We start from the raw sequence: 25,696 nt of genomic DNA, 5'->3' as shown, positions 1-25,696 counted from the left end.
GCCCATCGATTTCCGGGGGCTCGAATGATTTCCCCCCGACAGTCCCTGGCCGGGCTGGCCGCCGCCGCGATGCTGTTCACCGGCGCCTGCTCCACGGACGACAGCCCGGAGGAGAAGACGACCGCCACGGTCGCGGTGGACACCGCGCCGTCGGTGGCGCCGTACATCGACATCGTCAGCGGCACGGCGGACATCGACGCCATCAACGAGGCGACCGGCCTGACCGACTTCACGCTGGCGTTCGTGCTCGCCGACAGCTCGGGCGACTGCACGGCGAGCTGGGCCGGGACGACCGCCCTGGACGACGCCACGATCGGCGCGGAGATCGACAAGATCACCGCCCTGGGCGGCGAGGTGATCGTCTCCACCGGCGGGGCGACCGGCAGCTACCTGGAGAGCGTCTGCTCGGCCGGCGAGCTGGCCGCGGCGTACGGCTCGGTGCTGGACGCGGCCGGAAGCAACTCCCTGGACGTGGACATCGAGCAGTCGATCGAGCCGGCCACGGTGACCGAGGCGCTGAAGACGCTGCAGGACGAGCGGGGCACCGCGATCACGCTGACCGTGCCGGTGGGCGGCACCCAGGTCGGCCTCACCGACGCGAGCATCACGCTGCTGCAGAGCGCGAAGGACGCCGGCGTCGAGGTCACCGTCAACGCGATGACGATGAACTTCCATGCCGACGGCGACTGGGGCGACGCGATGGTCACCGCCACCGAGGCGGTCCGCGACGACGTCGCCGCGATCTGGACCGACCGGGACGAGACGCAGATCTACGCGATGCTCGGCGTCACCCCGATGATCGGCGCCAACGACACCGGTCCGGTCACCACTGTCGACGACGTCAGGACCCTGCTCGCGTACGCCGAAGACAAGTCCCTGGGATCTGTCCGGTTCTGGTCGGTGAACCGGGACAACGGCGAGTGCCCGGACGGCGCGGTCGACGCGGCGTGCAGCGGCATCGCGCAGGACGACCACGAGTTCGGCGCGCTGTTCGCCGCCTTCGCGGGGTAGCGGATGTCCGTCTACGCGTCCCAGAAGCCCGCTCCGCGGGAGAAGAGGCGGATCCGGGTGCCCCGCCCCCGCTGGATCGTCTTCGCCGTGCTGATCACCCTGTTCGCCAGTCTCCTCGCGGTGAACGGTGTGGTGCAGGGCGAGTTCACCCAGGACCAGGCGGTCGAGTCGACAAGCGACGTGGACCAGGTGCCGGAGGAGGCGCTCACCGGCGGCCCGATCATCCAGACCGACGGGGAGACCACCACCACCGTCAGCCCGGGTGACAAGCAGATCGTGCTGACCTTCGACGACGGTCCGGACCCGGAGTACACCCCGGAGATCCTGGAGGTGCTGGCGCAGTACCACGTGCCGGGCGTCTTCTTCATGATCGGCTCGGAGATCAGCAAGTACCCGGATCTGGTCGAGCAGGTGCTCGATCAGGGCCACGAGGTCGGCATCCACACCTTCACCCACCCCGACCTGTCCACCAAGAGCGAGTGGCGGCGCCTGGTCGAGATGCAGGAGACCCAGTACGCGCTGGCCGGCGCCGCCGGGGTGAGCAGCGTGATCTTCCGGCCGCCGTACTCCTCGACCGTCGAGGCCCTGGACAACAGCAACTGGGCGGTCATGGAGGAGATGGGCGACCGCGGCTACCTCACCGTGGTCAACAACCTGGACAGCCGGGACTGGGAGCCGGACGTCACCAACGCCGAGATCGTCGAGGCGGTGATGCCGGAGGACGGCGAGGGCGCGATCCTGCTCTTCCACGACGGTGGCGGCGACCGGTCGAACACCGCCGCGGCGCTGGCCGAGGTCATCCCGGCCCTGCTCGCGGAGGGGTACACCTTCACCACGGTCGCCGGACTGACCGGCATGGAGACGGTGAACCCGGAGGCCACCGCCAACGAGCTGATCCTCGGCACGAGCATCGTCGGGGCGATCCAGATCGCCAAGAACGCCACCACCTGGTTCTCGCTGCTGCTCGTCGCGTTCGGTGTGCTCACCATCGCCCGGCTGGTGCTGATGCTCGGCCTCGGCCGCAAGCACGCCAACCGGCACAAACGCGGGCGCCGGCGGGCCGGTGGGGTGATCTCGCCGTACTGGGGGACGCCGTACACGAAACCGGTGACCGTGGTGGTGCCCGCCTACAACGAGAAGGAGTGCATCGCCGACACGGTCCGGTCACTGGCCGCCAGCACCCACCCGATCCGGATCATCGTGGTCGACGACGGCTCCACCGACGGCACCGCGGAGATCGCCGAGAAACTCGGTTATCCGAACGTCACGGTGATCTGGCAGCCGAACGCGGGGAAACCGGCGGCGCTGAACACCGGCATCGCGGCGGCCGACACCGAGGTCGTGGTGATGATGGACGGCGACACGGTCTTCGAGCCGGACACCGTCCGCGAGTTGGTGAAGCCGTTCGCGGACCCGGAGATCGGCGCGGTCGCCGGCAACGCCAAGGTCGCCAACCGCAAGGGCATGATCGCGCTCTGGCAGCACATCGAGTACGTCGTCGGGTTCAGCATCGACCGGCGGGCGTACGACGTGATGCGCTGCATGGCGACCGTGCCCGGGGCGATCGGGGCGTTCCGCAAGCAGGCACTGACGCAGGTCAACGGGCTCAGCGACGACACTCTCGCCGAGGACACCGACCTGACCATCGCGATCATCCGGGCCGGCTGGCGGGTCGTCTACGAGGAGCACGCGCGGGCCTGGACCGAGGCGCCCACCACCATGCAGCAGCTGTGGAAGCAGCGCTACCGGTGGAGCTACGGCACCATGCAGGCGATGTGGAAGCACCGGCACGCGCTGGTCGAGCGCGGTCCGGGCGGCAAGTTCGGCCGGCGCGGCCTGCTCAACCTGGCCATGTTCCAGACGCTGATGCCGCTGCTGTCACCGCTGATCGACGTGTTCCTGATCTACGGCCTGTTCTTCCTCGACCCGGCCGAGACGCTGATCGCGTGGGGCACCATGCTCGCCCTGCAGGTGTGCAGCACGATGTACGCCTTCCACCTGGACAAGGAGAGCATGAAGCCGATCTGGCTGGTACCGCTCCAACAGTTCGTCTACCGGCAGGTGATGTACCTGGTGTTGATCCAGTCGGTGCTGGCCGCGCTGGGCGGGATCCGGCTGGGCTGGCAGAAGCTGCAGCGGGCGGGCGGCCTGAGCGCGCTGCTGGGCGTCAAATGAGGGGTGGGGGCGCCGGGCGCCCCCACCCCGCACGGACGTCAACTGTTGGCGTTCACCAGGCCGGGATTGTCGAGCAGGTACGACGCGACCCGGTCCTCCTTGACCGCGACGAAGAAGTCCTCGACGCCGGGGGCGAACTCCTCACCCTGGTAGCCGCTGTTGGTGGCCGGGTTCTGGAACTTGCCGCCACCGGGCAGCTTGACCGTGGTCATGTCGTCGACGTTCATGCCCTTGAGCGCGAGTGCCCACTCGATCGGGCTGTTGCCGCCGCCGGCGAAGGTCAGCGACTCGCCGGCCGCGTCCAGGATCTTGGTCAGCTTGCCGACGTCGGTGATGACGTTGGTGCTCATCGCCTCTTTGGCCATCGCCTTGATGAACTGCTGCTGGTGGCGCTGACGGTCGTAGTCGCTCATGCTCGGGCCGCCCTTGAACGCGTAACGCTGGCGCACGTAGTCCAGCGCCTCCCACGGCTCGAGCCGGACTTCCTTGCTGCTCTTCTTGTAGAACTTCTGCGGACCGATGTACGGGTGATCGCAACCGGACGGGGTGTTCTTGGCCGGGCAGCGGGCCGAGCGGGGGCGCTTCTTGCCGCTCGGGGCCAGGTGCTCGGACTTCACGTCCATGTCGATGACCATCGAGACGCCACCGAGGGCCTCGACGATCTTCTGGAAGCCGCCGAAGTTGATGATGCCGCCGGCGTCGAACTCCTCGATGCCGGTGACGTTGCGGACCGTCTTGGAGAGCAGCTTGAAGCCGTTCGCCACGTCGATCTTGCCGTTCACCTGGCTGCCCAGCGACATCGCCCCGTTGATCTTGCCGAACTGCGCGTTGGTGCCCGACTTCTTGTCCGACGGGATCTGCACGTACAGGTCACGCGGGATGGAGAACAGGTAGGCGGTGCTCATGTCCTTCGGGATGTGCACGACCAGGATCGAGTCGGACAGCGGGGGCGTCGACTCGTCCCGGGGGTCGATGCCGACCAGCAGCAGGGTCAGCGGCCCCTTGATGTCCTTCGGCGCGGCGTTGGCCGGGCCGTCCTCGAGCAGGCTCTCGTCGGTGAGACCGCTGGTGTACTTGGCGATCAGCGTCTGACCGGCGACCGCGGAACCACTCGCGGTAATCGTCAGGACCACGCCGAAGACGAGACTGAGCCGTGCCCACAACGGCGCACGACGTTTGCCGGACTTTGCCAACAGAGCTCCAACCCCAGGGTTCACATCGACGTCGCATAATCACACAGTCAGGTGAACTTCCGGATCCCCAGGGCGTGCCACTACTTTGTGGGCGGTGGGTCGTCGCGGAGCGTGAAGAATACCGCGCTCTGAACCGCGCGCTGCCAGTTCTCGTACTCCCGGGCGACCTGAACCGGATCACGGGCCGGCGTCCAGCGCCCGGCCCGGTGCCGGTTGCCCCGCAGATCCCGCAGATCGGACCAGTAACCCACGGCCAGACCGGCGGCGTACGCCGCGCCCAGCGACACCGTCTCGGCCACCATCGGCCGGGCCACCGGAACCCCCAGCACGTCCGCGACGATCTGCATGAGCAGGTTGTCGGCGGTCATCCCGCCGTCCACGTTCAGCGTGGTCAGCGCCAGACCCGCGTCGGCGTTCATCGCGTCGACCACGTCACGGGTCTGCCAGCCGGTCGCCTCCAGCACCGCGCGGGCCAGGTGCCCCTTGGTGATGTAGGACGTCAGGCCGACGATCACACCGCGCGCCTCGCTGTGCCAGTGCGGCGCGAACAGACCGGAGAACGCCGGGACGATGTAACAGCCGCCGTTGTCGGTGACGCCGCCGGCCAGCGTCTCGATCTCGGAGGCGGTGCTGATCAGGCCGAGGCCGTCGCGGAACCACTGGACCAGCGAGCCGGCGGTGGCGATCGATCCCTCCAGGGCGTACACCGGCTTCTCGTCGCCGATGCGGTACCCGACCGTGGTGATCAGCCCGTGCCTGGACCGGACCGGGGTGGTGCCGGTGTTCATCAGCAGGAACCCGCCGGTGCCGTACGTGCACTTCGCCTCCCCCGGCGCGAAGCACGTCTGCCCGAACAGGGCGGCCTGCTGGTCCCCGACGGCCGCCGCGATCGGCACGCCGGGCAGCACGGCGTCGGCGGTCCCGTAGACCTCCGACGACGACCGGATCGCCGGCAGCATGGCCCGCGGGATCCCGAACAGGTCCAGCAGTTCCTGATCCCAGTCGAGCGTGCGCAGATCCATCAGCATGGTCCGGCTGGCGTTGGTGACGTCGGTCAGGTGCGCCCCGCCGGTGAGGTTCCAGATCAGCCAGGTGTCCATCGTCCCGAACAGCACCTCGCCGCGGGCCGCGCGTTCCAGCAGCCCGTCCACGTTCGCGAGCAGCCACTGCACCTTGGTGGCGGAGAAGTAGGTGGCCGGGGGCAGACCGGTCCGCTCGGTGATCAGGCCGGCATCCAGCCCGGCCACGAGATGATCGGTCCGGGTGTCCTGCCAGACGATCGCCGGCGCCACCGGGACACCGGTCGCCCGGTCCCACAGCACCACCGTCTCGCGCTGGTTGGCGATCCCGATAGCGGCTACCTGCCGGGCCTCGATGCGCGCGTCGCGCAGCGCCCGCCTGATCAGTTTCTGCACGTCCCGCCAGATCCGGGCCGCGTCGTGCTCCACCCAGCCGGGGCGCGGGTAGGACTGCGGATGCTCGCCGCGGACCACCGCCACCACGGTCGCCCGCCGGTCGAACAGGATGCAGCGGGTCGAGGTGGTGCCCTGGTCCAGGGCCAGCACGTACCGCTCGGTCATCAGTGCGGTCCCGTCAGGTCCCGGGACACCGACCGGGCCGCGGCGCAGACGTGCTCGACGAGACCCGGCCGGGCCTGCCGCCGGGTGTCACAGAGCCGTTCCACCGGCCCGGAGATGCCGATCGCGCCGACCACCAGTCCGCCGATGCCGCGGACCGGGGCCGCGATCCCGGCCAGCCCGGGACGCCACTCCTCGACCGACAGACCCCACCCCCGCCCGCGGGTCTCGCTCAGCTGCCGGGCCAGCTCGCGGTGCGTGGTCACGGTCCTTCTCGTGTACGCGTCGAAGCACTCCCGCCCCAGCGCCTCCACCGCCGCCGGGTGGAAGGCCAGGAGCACCTTGCCCAGTGCCGTGGCGTGCGACGGCAGCACCCGGCCGGTGTCCATCGACTGGGCCGAGTCGTCCGGGCGGAACACGTGGTGCACCACCAGGACCTCACCGTCGCGCAGGGTGCCGATGCGCACCTCCTCGCCGCCGCGGGCGGCCAGAGCGTCCGCCCAGTTCAGCGCGCGGGCCCGCAACTCGTTGACGTCGAGACCGGCGGCGCCCAGGTCGAGCAGCCCGCGGCCGAGCCGGTAGCGGGCGGTCTGCGGGTCCTGCTCGACGAACCCGACGTGTTCCAGGGTCCGCAGGATGCCGTGCGCAGTCGACTTGGGCAGCGCGAGCGCGTCGGCGATCTCCTTGACCCGCAGCCGGTCGGCCGCGAGCAGGCGCAACACGGCCGAGGACCGTTCGATGGACTGGATCAACCCCGGCACGTGCGACATTGTCGCACGCTGTGCGTTGTCGCGGCCCTCCTCGCTCCCTAGCGTCGCTCTTCGGAGGGCTACCGGGAGGCACATGTGGCGCAGTTCGTCGGCGCGATCGACCAGGGCACGACCAGCACGCGGTTCATGATCTTCGACCGGTCCGGTGCGGAGATCGGCCGTCACCAGCTGGAACACCGGCAGATCCTGCCCGCCGCGGGCTGGGTGGAACACGACGCCCGGGAGATCTGGGAGAACACGCTCAAGACCATCGCCGTCGCCATGGCCGACACCGGCCTGGAACCGGACGACCTGGCCGCCATCGGCATCACCAACCAGCGCGAGACCGCCGTCGTCTGGGACCGGGCGACCGGCGTTCCGGTGGCGCCGGCGATCGTCTGGCAGGACACCCGGACCGACCCACTCGTCTCGGTCCTGGACGAGCGCCTGATCCGGGACCGGACCGGGCTGCCCCCGGCCACCTACTTCTCCGCCACCAAGGTGCAGTGGCTGCTCGCGAACGTGGACGGGCTGCGCGAGCGGGCCGAACGGGGCGAGGTGCTGTTCGGCACCATGGACAGCTGGCTGATCTGGAACCTCACCGGCGGGGCCCACCTCACCGACGTCACCAACGCCAGCCGGACCATGCTGATGAACCTGTCCACCCTGGACTGGGACGACGAGCTGCTCGCCGTCTTCGGCATCCCGCGGGCCATGCTGCCGCAGATCCGGTCGTCGTCGGAGATCTACGGGACCGCCGACACCGTGCTGCCCGGCGTGCCGATCGCCGCGGCCATCGGGGACCAGCAGGCCGCCCTGTTCGGGCAGACCTGCTTCACCCCCGGCGACGCCAAGTGCACGTACGGCACCGGCGGGTTCCTGCTGATGAACACCGGCACCACCCCGGTCCGGTCCAGCCACGGGCTGATCACCACGGTGGCGTACCGGTTCGGCGACGAGAAGCCCGTGTACGCCCTGGAAGGCTCGATCGCCGCGGCCGGCGCCGCCATCCAGTGGCTGCGCGACCAGCTCGGTGTCCTGGAGACCGCCGCCGACAGCGAAACCCTGGCCGAGACGGTCGAGGACACCGCCGGCGTCTGCTTCGTCCCGGCGTTCTCCGGGCTGTACGCGCCGTACTGGCGGCCGGACGCCCGGGCCGCGATCGTCGGCCTGTCCCGCTACCACACCGCCGCGCACATCACCCGGGCCGCACTCGAAGCCATCTGCTACCAGACCCGCGACGTCGTCGAGGCGATGGCCCAGGACTGCGGCCACGCCCTCGACAGCCTGCAGGTCGACGGCGGCGTCACCGCCAACGACCTGTGCATGCAGCTGCAGGCGGACATCCTCGGCGTCCCGGTCAGCCGGCCCGCCGTCGCCGAGACCACCGCGCTGGGCGCCGCCTACGCGGCCGGCCTGGCGGTCGGCTTCTGGCACTCGGTCGACGACCTGCGCGCCAACTGGCACGAAGACCGGCGCTGGAAGCCGACCTGGACCGCCGAACGCCGCGAGGAAGGCACCACCCGCTGGAGAGCGGCCATCGACCGAACCCTCGACTGGGTCAGCGTCGGCTGACGGTCTGAAAAGAGGACTACCCATGAACACCGGAGCGATCTCTCCGCAGGCCCGTGCCACCGCGCTGGCCGCCATGTCCGCCACCTCGGCCGACGACCAGCTGGACGTGCTCGTCGTCGGCTCCGGCGTGGTCGGGGCGGGCGCCGCCCTCGACGCCGCCACCCGCGGCCTCTCCGTCGGCCTGCTGGAAGCCCGCGACTTCGCCAGCGGCACCTCCAGCCGGTCCAGCAAACTCATCCACGGCGGCCTGCGATACCTGGAGATGCTCGACTTCTCCCTGGTCCGCGAGGCCCTGCGGGAACGCGGCCTGCTGATCAAGCGGCTCGCCCCGCACCTGGTCCGCCCGGTGCCGTTCCTCTACCCGCTGCAGCACCGCGCCTGGGAACGGTTCTACATCGGCGCCGGCATCGCGCTCTACGACACCCTCGCCCTGACCGGCGGCGGCGCGGCCGTCCCCCGGCACCGGCACCTGACCCGGGTCGAGGCGCTCAAGGCGTTCCCGTCGCTGCGGCCGGAGACCCTGATCGGGGCGATCCGCTACTACGACGCCCAGGTCGACGACGCCCGGCACACCATGCTGCTGGTCCGGACCGCGGCGGCGTACGGGGCGCACGTGGCGGCGCGGACCGAGGTGACCGGTTTCCTGCGCGAGGGCCGCAAGGTGGTCGGCGTCCGGGCCCGGGACATCGAGACCGGCGCCGAACTGGAGATCCGCGCCCGTACGGTGATCAACGCGACCGGCGTGTGGACCGGTGACAGCCAGGCGCTGCTCACCGGCGAACGCGGCGAGTTCCAGGTCACCGCCAGCAAGGGCATCCACATCGTGGTGCCCCGCGAGAAGATCGCCGGCCGGACCGGCATCATCCTGCGGACCGCCACCAGCGTGCTCTTCGTGATCCCGTGGGACCGGCACTGGATCATCGGCACCACCGACACCAAATGGGACCTGGACAAGGCCAACCCGTCCGCTTCCGGCGCCGACGTGGACTACCTGCTCGCCGAGGTCAACAAGGCCCTCGCCGTCCCGCTGACCCGCGACGACGTGCACGGCGTCTACACCGGACTGCGCCCGCTGCTGTCCGCGACGGCGTCCAGCACCGCCAAGCTGTCCCGCGAGCACGCGGTCGGCAACCCCGTCCCCGGCCTGATCGTGGTGGCCGGCGGCAAGTACACGACGTACCGGGTGATGGCCAAGGACGCCGTCGACGCGGCGGTCCGCAACCTGGCCGCCCGCGTCCCCGCCTCGTGCACCGAGCAGGTTCCGCTGCTCGGCGCGGACGGATACCGGGCGGCGTGGAACCGGCGGGCCGCGGTGGCCCGCAAGAACGGCCTGACCGGAACACAGATGGAGCACCTGCTCCAGCGCTACGGCACACTCGTCGACGAGATCCTCGACCTGATCGCCGCGAACCCGGCACTGGGCCGGCCACTCGACGGCGCCCCGGACTACCTCGCCGCCGAGATCGTGTACGCGGTCACCCACGAAGGTGCCCGGCACCTGGACGACGTGCTGTCGCGGCGTACCCGGATCTCGATCGAGACCGCCGACCGGGGCCTCGCCGCGGCCCGGACGGCCGCCGGCCTCATCGCGGGACCGCTGGGCTGGACCGAGGCGGAGGCGGCCGGCGAGGTCGCGCTGTACGAGGCCCGGACCGCCGCCGAGATCGCCGCCCAGCAGCTGCCGGACGACGAGAGCGCCGACGCGACCCGCCGGGACATCCCGGAGATCGCCCGGGTGGCGGCCTCCGCGGCCTGACCCGCACCGTGGTGGCTTCCGGCGACGGGGCCACCACACACCCGCGCTCGCTGGACACGTTCCGTGGTCGGGGCCACGAAGCCCATCCGCATGGTGACTACGGCCGCCCGTAGTCACCACACCCGTGGCGGTGTGGTGAATACGGGCGCGCTGGACGCCCCAAATCACCACGCTGTTGTGGGTGTGGTGAATTCGGGCGTGCTGAGCGCCTGAAATCACCACAGAGGCAGACCCTGACTGCATTAGGTGTCTAGCGTCCGGCTGGGGCGCGCCGTAGCAGGGCGCGCTTGGCCCGGTTCTTGACCTTCGCCAGGACCTCGCGGGACGTCAGGGGTTCCCGGGTGCTCAGCTCGTCGGCGTGCCCGAGCATCCCGATGATCGTCTCGATGGCGGCCTCCAGCAGCTGCGCCTCCGTCAGATCGTCCGGCGTAGTGGTGACGGTCGGCGTAGTGGTGACGGTTGGCATGGTGGTGACGACCGCCCCGTCCGGTCGCAGGTCGGCCAGGTCGCCGACCACGTGGCAGGGGTACTCCTGCAACTCCCGGATCTGCTGCTCGGCCAGCTCGGCCACCCAGTCCACCCGGTCCGGTCCGATGCCGAAGCGGGTGTCGTTCGCGCTGTCCTTCAGCACCGCGTTCACCAGATGCCGCTGCACCACCTTCTGGTACGGGGTGCGATGCGGATAGCGGTCGCCGAGGCCCACGTTGACCCGGCGCAGCAACTCGACCTCGACCGCGCCCAGTGACGGGTTCGACGACGGCACTCGCAGATCGCACAGTCCGGCGGGGATCCCGAGCACCCCGGCGAACCGCCCCCACAGCATCTCCTGCGACGCCCCCGGCGGCGGCACCGTGATCAGGTGACGGCGTTCGGCGGGCACCAGGTCTCCCCACCGGCGCAGCATCCGGTTCGGTGTGAAGTCCCAGAAGGCGTCGTACCGGCCCCGCTCGATGACGTCCAGGAAGTCACCGAAGCTCCAGAGGCTGCGCGCCCGGATGCTCTGCTGCCACATCGACGGGAACGTCCGCCACAGGTCCCGGGCCGCCACCACCACGTGCACCTCCGCGGGTGCCAGGCTCGCCACCGCGCGGGCCGCCTGCTCCGCGGTCGCGCCGCCCAGCCCCTCGTTGCTGACGATCACGTCACCGGGCCACCGGGCGCACTCCGTCACCAGCCGGTCCCAGGTCCAGGACGACGCCGGATCACGCCACGTCACCTGCCGCAGGTCGGTCATCGCCTCGTCGTGCGCCGTCGTGCTCCCCGGCAGCAGAATCCCGCTCTTTTTCAGGGCCTCGACGTTTTTCCAGAGCACGTTCTGCACATAGGTGCTCCCGGTCTTCGGCGCCCCGACGTGCAGAAAGACGCGCTTGACCATTTTTCCTCCCCGACGTGAACACCAGCAGTTTAGGCTGGCACAGCGCGCCTGAAAACCACCACTCGGGAACCCTTATGCAATTCCCGGACTTGTAAACGAAACAGTTAACGTGTAATTCAGGCAATCAATACGTGACGGCTGCCGGCCGCTCATGCGGGTCCGCTCGCGCAGGGCATGAGGGTGGGCGGGACACGGCCCGGGATGGCAGCGGGGTGATGGCAGCCGCGAGGCCGGTGCGGCCCGGGTGCGGTCGGGGCGGGTGTGGGGCGTACCCGATAAGAGAGAAGGACCACCGGGAAGGCCGGTGCCGCGGCGCGGAGCGGACATAACGATCTAGGCCGCGGGTTCCCGAACCTTGTCCGGGGGGATCTGCCTACTACACTTCCTGAACGCGCCGCAGCCTGTGCCACGGTGTCGTCATCCCCCGCCGCGGACCAGGACGCTGAGTGCTGCGCTGCTCCGTCGCGATGGCCGGGGTGTGACCGACCGGGCCCAGGAACGGCGGAACCTGGAGACGGAGAGGCCACATGCAGACCGCCGGTCAGTACCGCTTGGAGCAGGCATTGAGCACCTGCGAGGTCGGTGAGGTCTGGTCAGGTGTCGACGCCGGGGGCGAGACGGTCACCGTCGCCGTCCTCAACGAGCGGGCATCGGCCGACGACCGCTGGCGGGGGGCGTTCGCGGCTGCCGCGGACGCGCTGGCGCACGCCGCCGACCGCCTTCCGATCGTCGACGCGGACCACGCCGCAGAACGCCCGTGGGTGGCCTGCGCCCGGGAACGCGGGGGCGGCGCGGCACAGATCTTCGAGGCGCTCGGGCAGCGGCTGCAGGTGATCCCGGAGCCCGAGCCGGAGCCCGAGCCCGAGCCGGTCGCGCCGATCTCCGTCGCGCCGGTGTCGGCGGCTCCCGTCTCGGCCGCACCGGTGTCCGCCGCACCGGTGTCCGCCGCGCCCGTCTCGGCCTCACCCTTCACGGCCTCGCCCTTCGCTGTGCCTTCCGTCACGCCCTCCGCGCACGAACCGTTCGTGCCGCTCTCCGTCCCGGCGGAGCCCGCGCCGACCCCGATCTTCGCGCCGAAGCCGGAGCTGGACGGCTCCCCGGCGCCGGGCGTGCCGCGGGTGACGCCCACCCGCAAGGAGGCCCGTGCGCAGAAGGCCACCAAGAACACGAACCTGCTGATCGCCGCCGCGGCGGTGGCCGGTCTGGTGATCGGCTCCGGGGGCACCGCGGCCGCGATGTCGCTGGGCGGCTCGGACGACGGCCCGGGCGCCGCCGCCGCGCTGACCGACGCGCAACTGCTGGTGCAGGGCACCCCGGCCGCACCCGGCATCGAACCGCCGGTGGGCGGCGGCTGGCCGGCGAACGCGCCGACCTTCGCGTCGAACCAGCCGACCGTGCCGATGACCGCGCTGGAGGGCCTGGGCTTCGACTTCCGGGTGCCGCAGGGCTGGACCTGCGATCTGGTGGAGAAGGCCGAGGCCGCGGTCCGCTACCAGTGCGCCGGCGGCGACGGCGCCTCGTCCGGCGCGGGCGGCGAGCTGATCGTCCGCACCTGTGACGTGGTCTGCGACGAGACCCGCCGGACCGCCATGCGCCAGAAGGAGGAGGCGTGGGGCCTGCAGTGGGTCCGCAGCGGCCCGTTCGCCACCTGGGCGGAGACGTCCGGGATCACCGGCGAGCGGCAGTACGGCCTGGTCTACGTCGGCTTCTGGCGTTCGGTCCCGGAGGGCGGCCTCGACCGTGAGCTCGTGCTGCGGATGACCGCTCCCCTGACCGGGGCCGACGACCTCAAGCGGGTCGTCAACTCGATCCGCGACGAGACCTTCACCCTCTAAGGAGCGCCCGTGTCCAAGACCCTCGCGGTTCCCGGGACCTACCCGACGATTGCCGACGCTCTCGAGGTGGCCTCCGACGGTGCGGTCATCGTGCTCGCGCCGGGCACCTACACCGAGCGTCTCGACCTGTCCGGCCGGCGGATCACCGTCCGGGCGGCGGGCGACGCCGGGTCGGCGGTGATCGACGCCACCGGGCTGGACAGTCCGGCACTGAGCCTGTCCGCCGGTGAGGTTACGGTCGAGGGTCTGGCACTGACCAGTGGCGACTACCCGGCGGTGGCGGCGTCCGGCGGCCGGTTGCGGCTGCGCTCGTGCCACCTGTCCGCGGGGTACGGCGCCGGCCTGCAGGCCGTGGACGGGGCGACCGTCGAGGCGACCGAGGTGAAGGTGCTGCGCGGCCAGCACGGTCTGGTCTTCTCCGACGCGGGCGGCACGGTCGACTCCTGTGACATCCGCAACACCACCGACGACGGCATCATCGTGCGGCTGGGCGCCGATCCGGCGATCCGCAACACCACCGTGGCCGACTGCGGGCACCGGGGCATCTACGTCTATCAGTCGGGTCGCCCGACGATCGAACGCTGCGACGTGTCCGGCACCGCCGACGCCGGGATCGTGGTGATGCACCGCAGTTCACCGCAGATCCTGCACACCTGGGTGCACGACACCTCCGGGGTCGGCATCTCGTTCGGCCCGGGGTGCGGCGGCGTGGTCGAGCAGTGCCGGGTGGAGAAGACCGCCGAGCCGCGGGTCGACGTGGATCCGGCGGCGAACCCGGTGGTGTCGCTGGACGAGGGTGCCGCGCCGAAGGCCGGGGTGGGCGTCAGCGAGAGCAAGGGCAACAACCAGAACGAGGCGGACGTCGAGCGCCTGCTGGGTGAACTGGACTCGATGATCGGCCTGGCGGGGGTGAAGAGCGAGGTCCGGGCGCTGATCGACGAGATTCAGGTCAACGAGTGGCGGCGCACCGCCGGACTCTCCGTCGGCTCCGCCAGTCACCACCTGATCTACACCGGCGCACCGGGCACCGGTAAGACGACCGTGGCCCGCATCTACGGCCAGTTACTCAAAGCCCTCGGCGTCCTGCCCAACGGCGAATTCCGGGAGGTCTCCCGCCGCGACCTCGTCGGCCAGTACATCGGGCACACCGCCGAGAAGACCACGTCCGCCTTCGAAGCCGCCATGGGCGGCGTGCTCTTCATCGACGAGGCCTACACCCTGGCCAGAGCCGGCGGGGCGGCAGCCGACTTCGGCCAGGAAGCCATCGACACCCTCGTCAAACTCATGGAGGACCACCGCGACAACGTCGCGGTCATCGTCGCCGGATACACCACCGAGATGGCCGACTTCCTCGACGCCAACTCCGGCCTCGCCTCCCGCTTCGCCAAGACCCTCGAATTCGAGAACTACGGACCCGACGAACTCGTCATGATCGCCGGACGCATCGCCCGCACCGACGACTACATCTTCGCCCCGGGTCTGAGTGACGCACTCCACGAGTACTTCTCTCAACTCGAGCGAGACCGTAATTTCGGTAACGCCCGAGAGGCCCGCAAGCTGCTGGAAGGGATGCGGAAGGCGCAGTCCGGCCGGCTGCGCGGGCTGGGCCGGATGCCGAGCCGCGAGGATCTCTGCACCCTGGTGCTGGACGATCTGCTGATCGCCATCCGGTGACCCGGGACAGCACGGCCGGCACCACAACGTACGAGAACCGAGTTCAGGACGCCGAGGGATGATGCGCGCGACAAGCACTGATCAAACGGCGATCATCATCCGGGTCACCGACGAACCGGAGAAGCCCGAGGAGGCCGGCGCCGCCTGGACGCCGTCGCCGGAGGACCTGCCGGCCGCACCGGAACCCCTCGCCAACCCGCGCCTCAAAGCGCTCTCCTGGGTGCTCCCGATGGTGGTCGCCACCGGCCTGGGCCTCTGGAACCTGGCCACCCCCGGTCTCAGCGAGGAGGAGCTGGCCACCTGGGGCATGGTCACCGCGAGCTGGGGCGACTTCCGCAGCGTGCTGACCAACGCGGACGGGACCGTCGCGCCGTGGTACATGCTGCTGCGGCTCTGGGCCTCGATCGCCGGCGACACCGACCTGGTGCTGCGACTGCCCTCGGTGCTGTTCGGGGCGGGCGCGGCCGCGGCGGTCGCCCTCCTCGGCACCCGGATCGCCGGGCTGCGCGTCGGCCTGGCCTCGGGACTGCTGCTGGCGCTGCTGCCGGGCTTCTCGCGGTACGCGCAGGACACCCAGCCGTACACCCTGACGATGCTGGCGGCTGCCTGGTCGACCTACATGGCGGTGGACCTGGCCGAGAAACCGCGCCGCCGGACCTACGTCGGGTACGCGTTCTCCGTCCTGCTGCTCGGACTGGCCCACCCGGCCGCCCTGCTGATGCTCGTGGCGCACCTGCTGCTGATCGCGCGGGTACGGCGTACCCCCAGGGCGGTCCTCTCCTGGCTGGGTACCGCCCTGCTCGGCTCCGCGCCGCTCTGGCCCCTGCTCTACCTCGGATACCTGCAGCGCAGCGCGCTCTCCTGGATCCCGCCGCTGAGCCTGGACCGGGTCGCCACCACCCCGGACCGGCTGTTCGGGGCCACCATCATCGCCGGTGCCGTGATCGCGCTGGCGCTGACCGCCCTGTCGGTCCGCACCACCGCCCACGCCCTGACGCTGTGGGCCCTGGTCCCGGTGGCGGTGCTGGCCGCCGTCTCGGTCCTCGTCCCGCTCTGGGTGCCGCGGTACCTGATGTTCGTGCTGCCCGCCTGGGCCCTGCTCGCCGGCCTGGCGCTGCGCCGGCTCACCCTGATGCGGGGGCTGCTCGCGGTCCTCGGCATCGCCGCGCTGGCCGTCCCGGCGCACACCGCCCAGCGGACCGTGGCCGGTCACGACATCGCCAGCCGGGACGTCGCCGAGGTGATCCGGGCGAACCAGGCGAAGGGCGACGCGGTGCTGTTCGGCCCGTACGCCGACAACGACCAGCTGACCGGCCGGGACTCGTTCCGGCGGTACCTGGCGGCGGACAGCCGGCCGGACGACAAGCTGCTCGTGCAGGCGCCGCGCACCCAGGGCAGCGTCAGTGCCCAGGAGTGCCCGGACATCGAGGTCCCGCAGTGCTTCGGCAAACCGGCCCGGGTCTGGGTGGTCCGCAAGGGCAGCCACACCGACATCCTGGAGGACATCGGTGACGCCAAGAACGCGCTGCTGCGCACCGACTTCGTACAGTCCGACATCTGGCCGTTGAAGGGCTTCACCGTGGCCCTCTACACCCGCAAGCCGGCCGCCTGATGTCGTCGGCCGAGGAGACCGCCGTCATCCCCGTGGTGACGACCGGCGAACGCCCCCTGACCCTCAACGACGTCGTCCCGTCGCAGCGCGGGATGCCGCGCAAGGAGTGGCCGGCCGCGCGGGCGGTCGGTGTCGCGCCGCAGCGGCGGACGTCCGCGCCGCTGATGCCGCCGCCCACCGACGCGGAGACCCTGCTCTACGGCAAGCGCCGGCTGTGGGTGCTGACCGGCGCCTCGCTGATCAGTTTCTGCACGCTGATGGTCAGCCAGACGCTGTTCCTGCGCATGTCGCCGTGGCTGTTCCTGCTGGTCCCGGCGTTCGTCTTCACGGTCGCGTACTACCTGATCTCACTGGCGGTCAACGGCGGGACGCCCGGTTTCGACATGGCGAAGCACCGGCGGCTGGTCGAGAACTGGAAACCCGGGCAGTACCCGTCGGTCGACGTGTTCCTGCCGGTCTGCGGCGAGGCCCTCGACGTGCTGGAGAACACCTGGCGGCACGTCGACATGATGGCCGACCACTACCCCGGCCGGGTCTGCGTGTACGTGCTCGACGACTCGGCGTCGACCGAACGGCAGGAGCTGGCCCTCGGCTTCGGGTTCGTCTACCAGCGGCGGCCGAACCGGGGGTGGTTCAAGAAGGCCGGGAACATGCGGTACGCGTACCACCGCACCCTCGGTGACATGGTCCTGGTGCTGGACGCGGACTTCACGCCCCGCGCCGACATGCTGGACCAGATGCTGCCGTACTTCGACGAGTTCCCGGACGTCGGCATCCTGCAGTCGCCGCAGTACTTCCGGGTCACCAAGGGCCAGGGCTGGCTGGAACGCGGCGCGGCCGCCGTGCAGGAGCTGTTCTACCGTTCGGTGCAGGTGTCCCGGCAGCACCACGAGGCGGCCATCTGCGTCGGCAGCTGCGCGATCTACCGCCGGGCGGCGCTGGACGCGATCGGCGGGTCGACGCTGATCGAGCACTCCGAGGACGTGCACACCGGCTTCGACATGCGCCGCAAGGGCTGGGTCCTGCGCTACATCCCGGTGCCGCTGGCCGTCGGGCTGTGCCCGGCCGACCTGAACTCGTTCTACACCCAGCAGTACCGCTGGTGTGCCGGGTCGATGAGCCTGCTCGGATCGACGAAGTTCTGGAACCTGCAGATGGGGTTCCGGCAGCGCCTGTCGTACGTCTCCGGCTTCTGCTACTACGCGCACACCGCGCTGTTCACCTTCGTCAGCCCGCTGGTGCCGATCGTGATGCTGCTGTTCTTCCCGCAGTTCGTGAAGCTGGAGCACTACCTGCTGATCGTGCCGAGCATCGTCTACAACTTCGTGGTGTTCCCGCTCTGGCACCGGACCCAGTTCCGGTTCGAGACGTGGACGGTGAAGCTGGTCTACGGCTGGGCGCACGCGTTCGCCATCTGGGACCTGCTGCGCGGCCAGCCGATGGGCTGGCAGCCGACCGGTGCGACCGGCAAGAAGTCGAAGACCCGGCGCCTGCGGATCGGCCTGGCGGTGTGGAGTCTGGGCACCGCCGCGGTGTGGACGCTGCTGGCCGCCGAGCGGATGAGCTCGGTGGACCTGGCCACCTTCACCCCGGCGTTCCTGGCCGGCACCATCTATCTGGCCACCGTGCTGCAGGTCCTGCTGGTCGACCCGGTCCGTGACATCCCGGCGAGCATGAGGAGTGCCGACGCATGAGAACCCCGCACCTTCTCCTGGCGATGTCGGTCTTCGTGGCCAGTGTGTTCGGGTACGCCGCGTTCGGTCCGGAGAAGTCGACGGCCGCCGGGCACAACACGGCCGCCGCCTCGCAGGCTCCCAGCGCCGGCCCGTCGGTCTCCGCGCCGCCGGCCGTCTACGACGTGTCCCACCTGATCAAGCCGGACCACAACTACCTGGGTACGGCGATCAACGGCGCGCCGCAGGACATGAGCCGCATCGACGCGTTCGCGAAGCGGATCGGGCAGAAGCCCAACATGATCACGATCTACGAGAGCTTCGACGACGACTTCGCGGCCTCCGAGGTCCGCGACATCTACCAGTACGGTGCGCTGCCGATCGTCCGCTGGGAGCCGTTCAAGCAGGAACTCAAGGACATCGCCGCGGGCGAGCACGACGAATACCTGACGAAGTTCGCCAGTGACGTGAAGCAGCTGAACGTGCCGATCGCCCTGACCATCGCGCACGAGATGAACGGTCACTGGTACCCGTGGGGCACCCAGAAGGCCAAGGCGAAGGACTTCGTCGCCGCGTGGAAACACATCCACGACATCTACCAGCAGGTCGGCGCGACGAACGTGATCTGGACCTGGACCCCGAACGTCACCAACTACCTGCCGGACGTGCCGCTGAAGCCGTACTGGCCGGGTGACGAGTACGTGGACTGGATCGGCATCGACGGCTACTTCACGCACAAGGGCGAACAGCACTTCAAGGCGCTGTTCCAGCCGACGATGAAGGAGATCACGCAGTTCAGCGACAAGCCGATGCTGATCGTCGAGACCGGCTCCGAGCCGGGTTCGATGCGCGCCGAGGTGGTCGACGAACTGCTGGCCCAGGTGGCGTCGAGCAAGAAGCTGATCGGATTCGTGTACTTCAACGCGCGGGGTTCCGGCGATTGGGTGCTCGACTACGACACCAAGGCGCTGAAGGTCTTCAAGACCCACCCCGCCCGGGACGACTACGCCTTCACCGTACAGTGATCGTGCCCGTGACCTGGTGGGGAGGAGTCCGGTGAGCGGAGGAGACGGTTACCCGGGGTTTGCCGCACCCCCGGTTCAGGAGTCCGCGCCGGTGGCGCCGCCGGCCACGCCCGTGCCGCTGCCGGGTGCGGACGACGCCGCGGTCCGCCGGGTCCGCCGCAGCGGCCATCTCGGCCCGGTCGGCATCGGCCAGATCGTGACCGCCGAGGTCGCCTGCCTGGGCGCCGCCGCGGCCGCCTCGCAGGGCCCGGTGCCCGGCCTGATCGCCGGGACCGCCGCGGCCGGTCTGCTCGGCGTGGTCTTCGCCCGCCGGCGGGGCCGGTGGTGGCTGGAGGACCGGGTGATCGCCTGGCAGCACGGACGGCGGCGTCGCTCCGCTCCGGCCGCCGGGGGAAGCGGTCCGCTGCGCGCTCTGCACGCGGTTGCTCCGGGTCTTGCGGTACGCAACGAGTCCGCTCCCGACGGCGCCCGCGTCGGGGTGGCCCGCGACGAGGCCGGCTGGTACACGGTCGTGTCGCTGATCCCGACCGCCCCGGTGCACCAGGAGGCCGGACCGGTCCCGTTGGACACCCTGGTCGGCGTGCTGGCCGCCACCGAGCAGCCGGGGGTGGTGCTGCAGCTGGTCACGCACACCGTCCCGGCACCGGGTGCGGACGTGCACCCGTCGTCGCCGGCCGGTGCGTCGTACCGGCAGATGGCCCAGACGTTGAGCCCGGTCCCGGTTCCGGCGCACCGCGAGTCGTCGGTGTGCGTCCGGGTGGACGCCGTCGGCCTGGCCGAGGCGCTGCTCGACCACAACACCGACCCGGCCACCGCCGCGGCCCTGGTCGCCAGTCTGGGCCGCAAGGTGGCCACCAGCCTGCGCCGCCTCGGCATCGACTGCCGGGTGCTCGACGCCGACGACCTGATCGCCACGCTGGCCCGGTCCTGCGACGTGGAGCCGGGCGCGGTCACCGAGACCACCCAGGTCCGCGAGGAGTGGAACCGCTGGCACACCGCGCGGCTCGGCCACCGCACGTTCTGGCTGAAGACCTGGCCGGGCACCGCCACCGCGATCAGTGACCTGCTGACCTGGGCGGCGGCCGTCCCGGCGGCACAGACCAGCGTGTCGGTGGTGCTCGAGGCGTCCGGCGGCGACGACGTCGCGCTGCGCTGCCTGATCCGGCTGGCGACCCGGCCGGAGGACGACTTCGCGGCCCTCGAACAGCAGTTCATCGAGGGTGTCAAACGGTTCGGCGGGGAGGTGGAGCCCCTCGACGGTGAGCAGGGGCCGGCCGCCTACGCCACGGCGCCGACGGGTGGTGGTGCGGGATGACGTTTCCGGACCGGGAGGGCGCCTGGCGTCCACGTCCCGCACAGCGGCCCGAGGGTGAGCTTCCGCCGCCGCCCGCACCGGCCGCCGCCCTGCCCCCGCCGCCGTCGGTCTTCGCGCCGCGGCCGGCCGCCGAGCAGCAGCCGGCCACTCCGGCACCGCTGCCCCCGCCGGTCGTGGAGGTCGCCGCCCCGGCGCCGGTCGCCGAGCAGGCCGCCACGGCGCAGGCCCGGCGGCTCGCCGCACCCCAGTTGACCAGCGCACCGCTGGCCAACCCGACGGCGCTGACCGCCACCGAGCGGCCCGGTGGCGGCCCGCCGGCCGACGGCGGCGCGCAGGCCGGTGCCGACGTCCACGCCCGCCCCTCGGGCAAGATGTCCCGGCTGCACGTGGGCCGGCACCTGATCTCCCGGGCCACCCTGAAACGGGTCAACGTGGCCACCTCGGCCGGATCCGGCCTGATCATCGGCCGGGACCGGCAGTACGCGGCCGTCCCGCTGCGCCTGTTCGGGCCGGAGCCGGTCCGGGTGTCCGTGGTCGGCGGGGTCTGGGCCACGCACCTGATCGTCTTCCGGGCCTTCGCGCTGGGCGCCCGGGTCACCGTGGTGACGACCGAACCGCAGGCCTGGGCCGGGTTCGGCGAGCGGGCCACCGGCCTGCGGGGCCGGCTGTTCGTGCTCGGCGCCGACCAGGGCGGCCAGGTGCCGGTGCTGCCGGGCACCGCGCAGACACCGATGCTGACCGTGTACGACCTGGGGATGACCGGGCCGGCCGACACCGTGCCGCTCGGACCGTGGCGCAGCCAGCTCACCCTGCTGCGCCAGCTGGACCGTCCGGGGGTGCCGGCACTGCAGGACGCGAACATCACGCTGCTGCAGCGGCTCGGCGGCGAGGAGGCCGCACTGGCCTCGTCGGCGCTGCGCCTGCGCTCGCACAGCAGCCAGTTCATGCAGTTCATGGCGGACGACATGATCGCCCTGATCGACCAGGGCACGGACCGCTACCTCTACCTGGCGCAGACCGACGCCGAGTTCCGCGAGATCGGCACCCCCCGGCGCTGACGCCGTGGGGGTGCCGCCCTCCGTCAGTTCGTCGGCGGGGTCCAGGCCAGCTGGACCAGCCGGCTGCCGTGCTTGCGGGTGATCATCCAGGCCCGGCCGGGCGGCAGGATCTGCGGCTTGACGGTGCCGAAGAGCGGGCCCTCCTCGCGCGGACCGGACATCATGATGCCGGGTGACGCGAGTTCCCGGATCCGGGCGATGATCGGGTCGAACATCGCCCGGGACGCGCCGCCGATCCGCCGGGTGATCACCAGGTGCAGGCCGATGTCGCGGGCCTGCGGCAGGAACTCCAGCAACGGCTGCAGCGGGTTCACCGACGCCCCGGCCACCAGGTCGTAGTCGTCGACCAGCACGTACAGCTTCGGGCCCTTCCACCAGCTGCGCTCACGCAACATCTGCGGGGTGACGTCCGGTCCGGGCAGCCGCTCACGCAGCACCACGACCGCCTGGTTGATCACCTCGGCGGTGGTCTGGTGCGAGCTGCCGTACCCGATGGTGTGCCCCTCGTCGACGCACCCGAGCAGGCTGCGCCGCAGGTCGACCAGGAGCAGGCGGGCCTGCGACGGGTCGTTCGCCGCGGCGATCGACTTGGCCAGGCCGCGCAGGAACGAGCTCTTGCCGCTCTCCACGTCACCGAAGAGCAGCGCGTGCGGCTCGGCGTCGAAGTCCAGCCAGACCGGCTCCAGGTTGGTCTCCGCGATGCCGATCGGCACCAGGCTGCCCGCGGCCGGCGGCAGCGCCTCGTAGGGCAGCTCGGCGGGGAGCAGGCGGACCTGCGGGGCGGGCGGGCCGGACCAGTGCTCGGTGGACGATTTCACGAACTGGCCGACGGCCGCGGAGAGGTCCTCGGCCCGCTGTTCGCGGTCGAGGCGGGGAAGCGCTGCCAGGAAGTGGAAGCCGTCCGGGGTCAGACCGCGGCCGGGCTGCTCCGGGACGTTCACCGCCTCCCGCCGGTTGATCACCGAGTCGGCCGCCTCGCCGAGACGCAACTCGATCCGGGTGCCGAACACGTCGCGGATCTGCGGCCGGATGTCCATCCAGCGGTTCGCCGCGGCGATCACGTGGATGCCGAAGCCGAGACCCCGGTTGGCCAGCTCGTTGACCGTCGGCTCCAGGTCCTCGAACTCGGCCCGCAGCACCGACCAGCCGTCCACCACCAGGAACACGTCACCGAAGACGTCCTCGGCGTGCTTGCCCTGCGTCTTCTCCCGGCGGTAGGCGGCCACGCCCTCGACGTTCTGCGCGGCGAAGAACTCCTCCCGGGCCCGCATCAGACCGTGGACCTCGGCGACCGTGCGGCGTACCCGGTCGACGTCGCGGCGGGTGGCGACCCCGCCGACGTGCGGCAGGTCGACCAGCGCACTCAGCGGACCGCCACCGAAGTCGAGGCCGTAGAACTGCACCTCCCGCGGCGTGTGGGTGAGCGACAGGCTGACCATCAGCGAGCGGATCAGGTTCGACTTGCCGGACTGGGCGGCACCGACCACGACCAGGTTGCCGGCCGAACCGGAGAGGTCCAGCCACATCGGTTCGCGGCGCTGCTCGTACGGCTTGTCGATGATGCCGACCAGCGCGTGCAGCGTGCCGAACCGCTCGGTGGTGTCGGCCACCAGGCCACGCTCCGGGTGCGCCACCAGCGGGGGCAGCATCTGCCCGAGGGTGGGCGCGGTCTTCAGCGGGGGCAGCCACACCTCGTGCGCCGGGGCGCCCTTGCCCTCCATCTGACGGACCAGCACCTCCAGCAGGGTGTCGCCGACCACCTTGTCGTCCTCGGACTCCGGCGTGGTGTCGTCCTCCTCGTCCGGCTGCTCGTCGCGCAGCGGCGCGACGTAGAAGGTGGAGAACTCGCGGATCGGGTCGCCCAGCCGGACCCCGGCGGCGGCGATCGCACTCTCCTCGCGGACCGCGCCGGAGACGTACGCCGCCCGCAGCCGCACCAGGCCCTCGGTGCCGGTCCGCAGGTAGGCGTGGCCGGGTGACCGCGGCAGTTCGTAGGCGTCCGGAACCCCCAGGACGGCCCGGCTCTCCATCGACGAGAAGGTCCGCAGGCCGATCCGGTACGACAAATGCGACTCCAGACCGCGCAGCCGGCCCTCGTCGAGTTTCTGCGACGCCAGCAGCAGGTGGACGCCGAGCGACCGGCCCACCCGTCCGATCTGGACGAACATGTCGATGAAGTCCGGCCGTTCACTGAGCAGCTCGGAGAACTCGTCGACGATGAACAGCAGGCTCGGCAGCGGGGTCAGCGGCACACCGGCCGACCGGGCCCGCTCGTAGTCACGCTGCGAGGCGTAGTTGCCCGCCTTGCGCAGCAGCTCCTGGCGCCGGGTCAGCTCACCCTGGATCGCCCCGAGCATCCGGTCGACCAGCGGGAGTTCCTTCTCCAGGTTGGTGATCATCGCGGCGGTGTGCGGCAGCCGGTCGAGCGAGGCGAACGTCGCGCCGCCCTTGTAGTCGACCAGCACGAAGTTGAGGATCTCCGGGTTGTGCGTCACGGCCAGCGCGAGCACCAGCGTCCGGAGCAGCTCGGACTTGCCGGACCCGGTCGCGCCGACAACCAGGCCGTGCGGGCCCATGCCGTCCTGCGCCGATTCCTTGAGGTCCAGCTCGATCGGCCGGCCGTCCGGGCCGACACCGATCGGCACCCGCAGCCGGTCCCGGTTGGGGCGGCTGGCCCACAGGTCACCCAGGTCGATCTGGTAGGGGTCGTCCTGTTCCAGCAGTTCGGCGAGTCCCATGTCCTGGGAGATGGCGACCTCGTCACGGTGTGACGCGGCCGACAGCCGGAGCGGGGCCAGCTCGCGGGCCAGCACCTCGGCCTCCCGCAGGCCCAGGGTGTCGCCCTTGCCGACGGTGGTGGCCCCGTCCATGGTCGTGCCGACCACCGTGCCCTCACCGTCGATCTCCAGCACCACCGAGCTGTCGTCGAGCAGCCGCGGCGGCGGGACGGACAGGTCGAGGATGGTGACGCCGCCCACGCCGCCCTCGGTCATCAGGTGGTCGGAGCCGGCCGTCGAACCGCCGTCGATGATCACGACCACGTGCGGGCCGTTGACCGGCGGTCCGCCCGGGTCGAAGCGCGGACGGTTGACCAGCACGTCGTCCAGCATCGCCTCGAGCGCGGGGACGCTCGGCGCGACCAGGCGCACCGGACCGACCGCGTCGTTCTTGCCCGGGTGCTGGGCGTGCGGCAGCCACTTCGCCCACTCCCAGCGGGACCGCTGGTGATCCGGGGTGCAGATGCCGATCCGCAGGTCGTCCGGCGCGTGGAAGAGGACCAGCTGGGCGATCAGCGCCCGGGTAAGATCCGCCACCGCGTCGTCGGCGCCGCGCATGTAGATGTGCGAGAAGTCGCGCAACGACACCGAAACCGGCAGATCCGGGACGACCGAGTAGGTGCTGACGAACTTGCGCAGCGCCATCGCGCACATCGGCTCGAGCTCGTCCACCGGCCGGGTCTGCGGGGCGACCAGCGGGGTGGCCACCTCCTGCGCGCCGACCGCGACGCGGATCACGGTGAAGTCCGCGTCACCCGGGCGGCGCTCCCAGAGGCGTCCGCCGTCGATCAGCGACCACAGGGTGTCCGGGTCGGGGTTGCGGTAGTAGAGCGCCTCCCGCTGACGGCGGATCGCGGTGCGGACCTGGGCCCTCAGCTGGGAGAGATGGCGCAGGTACTGCCGCCGGGCCTCGATCATCTCGCGTTTGCCGGGCCCGGTGGTGTTGGTGACCATCATCGCGATCATGCCGAGGATGGAGACGCCGTACATCGCGCCGGCCACGTAGGTGATCGCGTTGCTGCCGCGCTGCACGCCCATCATCAGGCCCATCGCGCCCGCACCGGCGGCCATCGGCAGGACCATCAGCATCCGCGTCCAGCCCTTGCCGCCGGCCGGCGGCACCTCGGGTGGCGGCTCCAGCATGACCTCGCCGGAGGGCATCGGTGGCGCGGCCCGGCGTGGGGGACGCTTGACGATGGTGACTGTCACGCTTGATCTTCCCCCTAGGGCATCGGGACGGCGACCCATCCTAGCCATCCCCGCCGGACCTCGATGATCCCCGCTCGGGCGAGCGAATCCCAGGTCACGGCCACCCG

Annotated in this window: 16 protein-coding genes; 11 read left to right on the top strand and 5 right to left on the bottom strand. The window is 70.9% G+C overall.

The genetic code is table 11. The features are described from left to right. Positions 1-24 precede the first annotated feature (24 nt). Both QSK32_RS09905 and QSK32_RS09900 read left to right on the top strand, forming a co-directional pair. A complete protein-coding gene (locus QSK32_RS09905; RefSeq protein ID WP_285471719.1) occupies positions 25-1,011 on the top strand; it encodes a glycoside hydrolase family 18 protein in 987 nt (328 codons plus the stop codon). A gap of 3 nt (positions 1,012-1,014) precedes the next feature. Next, positions 1,015-3,186, top strand: coding sequence for a bifunctional polysaccharide deacetylase/glycosyltransferase family 2 protein (locus QSK32_RS09900; protein ID WP_285471718.1), 2,172 nt, complete (start codon positions 1,015-1,017; stop codon positions 3,184-3,186). A gap of 38 nt (positions 3,187-3,224) precedes the next feature. On the opposite strand, the gene QSK32_RS09895 is transcribed toward QSK32_RS09900, so the two are convergent. The 3 genes from QSK32_RS09895 to QSK32_RS09885 form a co-directional block, all read right to left on the bottom strand. Continuing rightward, positions 3,225-4,319 (bottom strand): LCP family protein, encoded by a 1,095-nt coding sequence (locus tag QSK32_RS09895; protein WP_245674368.1) that lies wholly within the window; start codon positions 4,317-4,319, stop codon positions 3,225-3,227. A gap of 140 nt (positions 4,320-4,459) precedes the next feature. Then, positions 4,460-5,959 carry a glycerol kinase GlpK gene (gene glpK, locus QSK32_RS09890; protein ID WP_285471717.1) on the bottom strand — a complete coding sequence of 500 codons (1,500 nt, stop codon included), beginning with the start codon at positions 5,957-5,959 and terminating at the stop codon, positions 4,460-4,462. Then, positions 5,959-6,717: an IclR family transcriptional regulator gene (locus tag QSK32_RS09885; protein ID WP_045748289.1), complete on the bottom strand. Its 759-nt coding sequence runs from the start codon at positions 6,715-6,717 to the stop codon at positions 5,959-5,961. The genes glpK (QSK32_RS09890) and QSK32_RS09885 overlap by 1 nt, the downstream gene beginning before the upstream one ends. An 84-nt stretch (positions 6,718-6,801) precedes the next feature. Here QSK32_RS09885 and glpK (QSK32_RS09880) point away from each other — a divergent pair, with 84 nt between their 5' ends. Next, positions 6,802-8,280 (top strand): glycerol kinase GlpK, encoded by a 1,479-nt coding sequence (glpK, locus tag QSK32_RS09880; RefSeq protein WP_045748283.1) that lies wholly within the window; start codon positions 6,802-6,804, stop codon positions 8,278-8,280. 22 nt (positions 8,281-8,302) lie between these two features. Next, on the top strand, positions 8,303-10,036 hold the full coding sequence (locus tag QSK32_RS09875) for a glycerol-3-phosphate dehydrogenase/oxidase (protein WP_285471716.1): 1,734 nt from the start codon (positions 8,303-8,305) through the stop codon (positions 10,034-10,036). 250 nt (positions 10,037-10,286) lie between these two features. On the opposite strand, the gene QSK32_RS09870 is transcribed toward QSK32_RS09875, so the two are convergent. Further along, entirely contained in the window at positions 10,287-11,411 is a 1,125-nt protein-coding gene (locus tag QSK32_RS09870) for a hypothetical protein (protein ID WP_285471715.1), read from the bottom strand. Positions 11,412-11,938: 527 nt separating this feature from the next. On the opposite strand from QSK32_RS09870, the gene QSK32_RS09865 reads away from it, so the two are divergent. The 7 genes from QSK32_RS09865 to QSK32_RS09835 are packed head-to-tail and all read left to right on the top strand — an operon-like array spanning position 11,939 to position 21,603. Next, positions 11,939-13,246 carry a hypothetical protein gene (locus QSK32_RS09865; RefSeq protein ID WP_045748286.1) on the top strand — a complete coding sequence of 436 codons (1,308 nt, stop codon included), beginning with the start codon at positions 11,939-11,941 and terminating at the stop codon, positions 13,244-13,246. Positions 13,247-13,255: 9 nt separating this feature from the next. After that, positions 13,256-14,920, top strand: a complete 1,665-nt coding sequence (locus QSK32_RS09860; protein ID WP_285471714.1) for a right-handed parallel beta-helix repeat-containing protein — start codon at positions 13,256-13,258, stop codon at positions 14,918-14,920. Between the two features lie 58 nt (positions 14,921-14,978). Then, a complete protein-coding gene (locus QSK32_RS09855; protein WP_285471713.1) occupies positions 14,979-16,532 on the top strand; it encodes a glycosyltransferase family 39 protein in 1,554 nt (517 codons plus the stop codon). Beyond that, entirely contained in the window at positions 16,532-18,226 is a 1,695-nt protein-coding gene (locus QSK32_RS09850) for a glycosyltransferase family 2 protein (protein WP_211275658.1), read from the top strand. Before QSK32_RS09855 ends, QSK32_RS09850 begins: the two co-directional genes overlap by 1 nt. After that, the gene (locus QSK32_RS09845; protein ID WP_045748458.1) at positions 18,223-19,230 is read left to right on the top strand and encodes a glycoside hydrolase family 26 protein; all 1,008 of its coding nucleotides are present in this window, start codon (positions 18,223-18,225) and stop codon (positions 19,228-19,230) included. The genes QSK32_RS09850 and QSK32_RS09845 overlap by 4 nt, the downstream gene beginning before the upstream one ends. A gap of 31 nt (positions 19,231-19,261) precedes the next feature. Continuing rightward, the gene (locus QSK32_RS09840) at positions 19,262-20,545 is read left to right on the top strand and encodes a type VII secretion protein EccE (RefSeq protein ID WP_285471712.1); all 1,284 of its coding nucleotides are present in this window, start codon (positions 19,262-19,264) and stop codon (positions 20,543-20,545) included. Beyond that, on the top strand, positions 20,542-21,603 hold the full coding sequence (locus QSK32_RS09835) for a hypothetical protein (RefSeq protein ID WP_157411644.1): 1,062 nt from the start codon (positions 20,542-20,544) through the stop codon (positions 21,601-21,603). The genes QSK32_RS09840 and QSK32_RS09835 overlap by 4 nt, the downstream gene beginning before the upstream one ends. A gap of 23 nt (positions 21,604-21,626) precedes the next feature. Here QSK32_RS09835 and eccCa read toward each other — a convergent pair whose 3' ends face one another. Continuing rightward, entirely contained in the window at positions 21,627-25,589 is a 3,963-nt protein-coding gene (gene eccCa, locus QSK32_RS09830) for a type VII secretion protein EccCa (protein WP_285471711.1), read from the bottom strand. Positions 25,590-25,696 lie beyond the last annotated feature (107 nt).

Source organism: Actinoplanes sp. NBRC 101535 (assembly GCF_030269225.1).
GTDB classification, from domain to species: domain Bacteria; phylum Actinomycetota; class Actinomycetes; order Mycobacteriales; family Micromonosporaceae; genus Actinoplanes; species Actinoplanes rectilineatus.
This window is presented reverse-complemented; position numbering and strand designations above follow the sequence as displayed.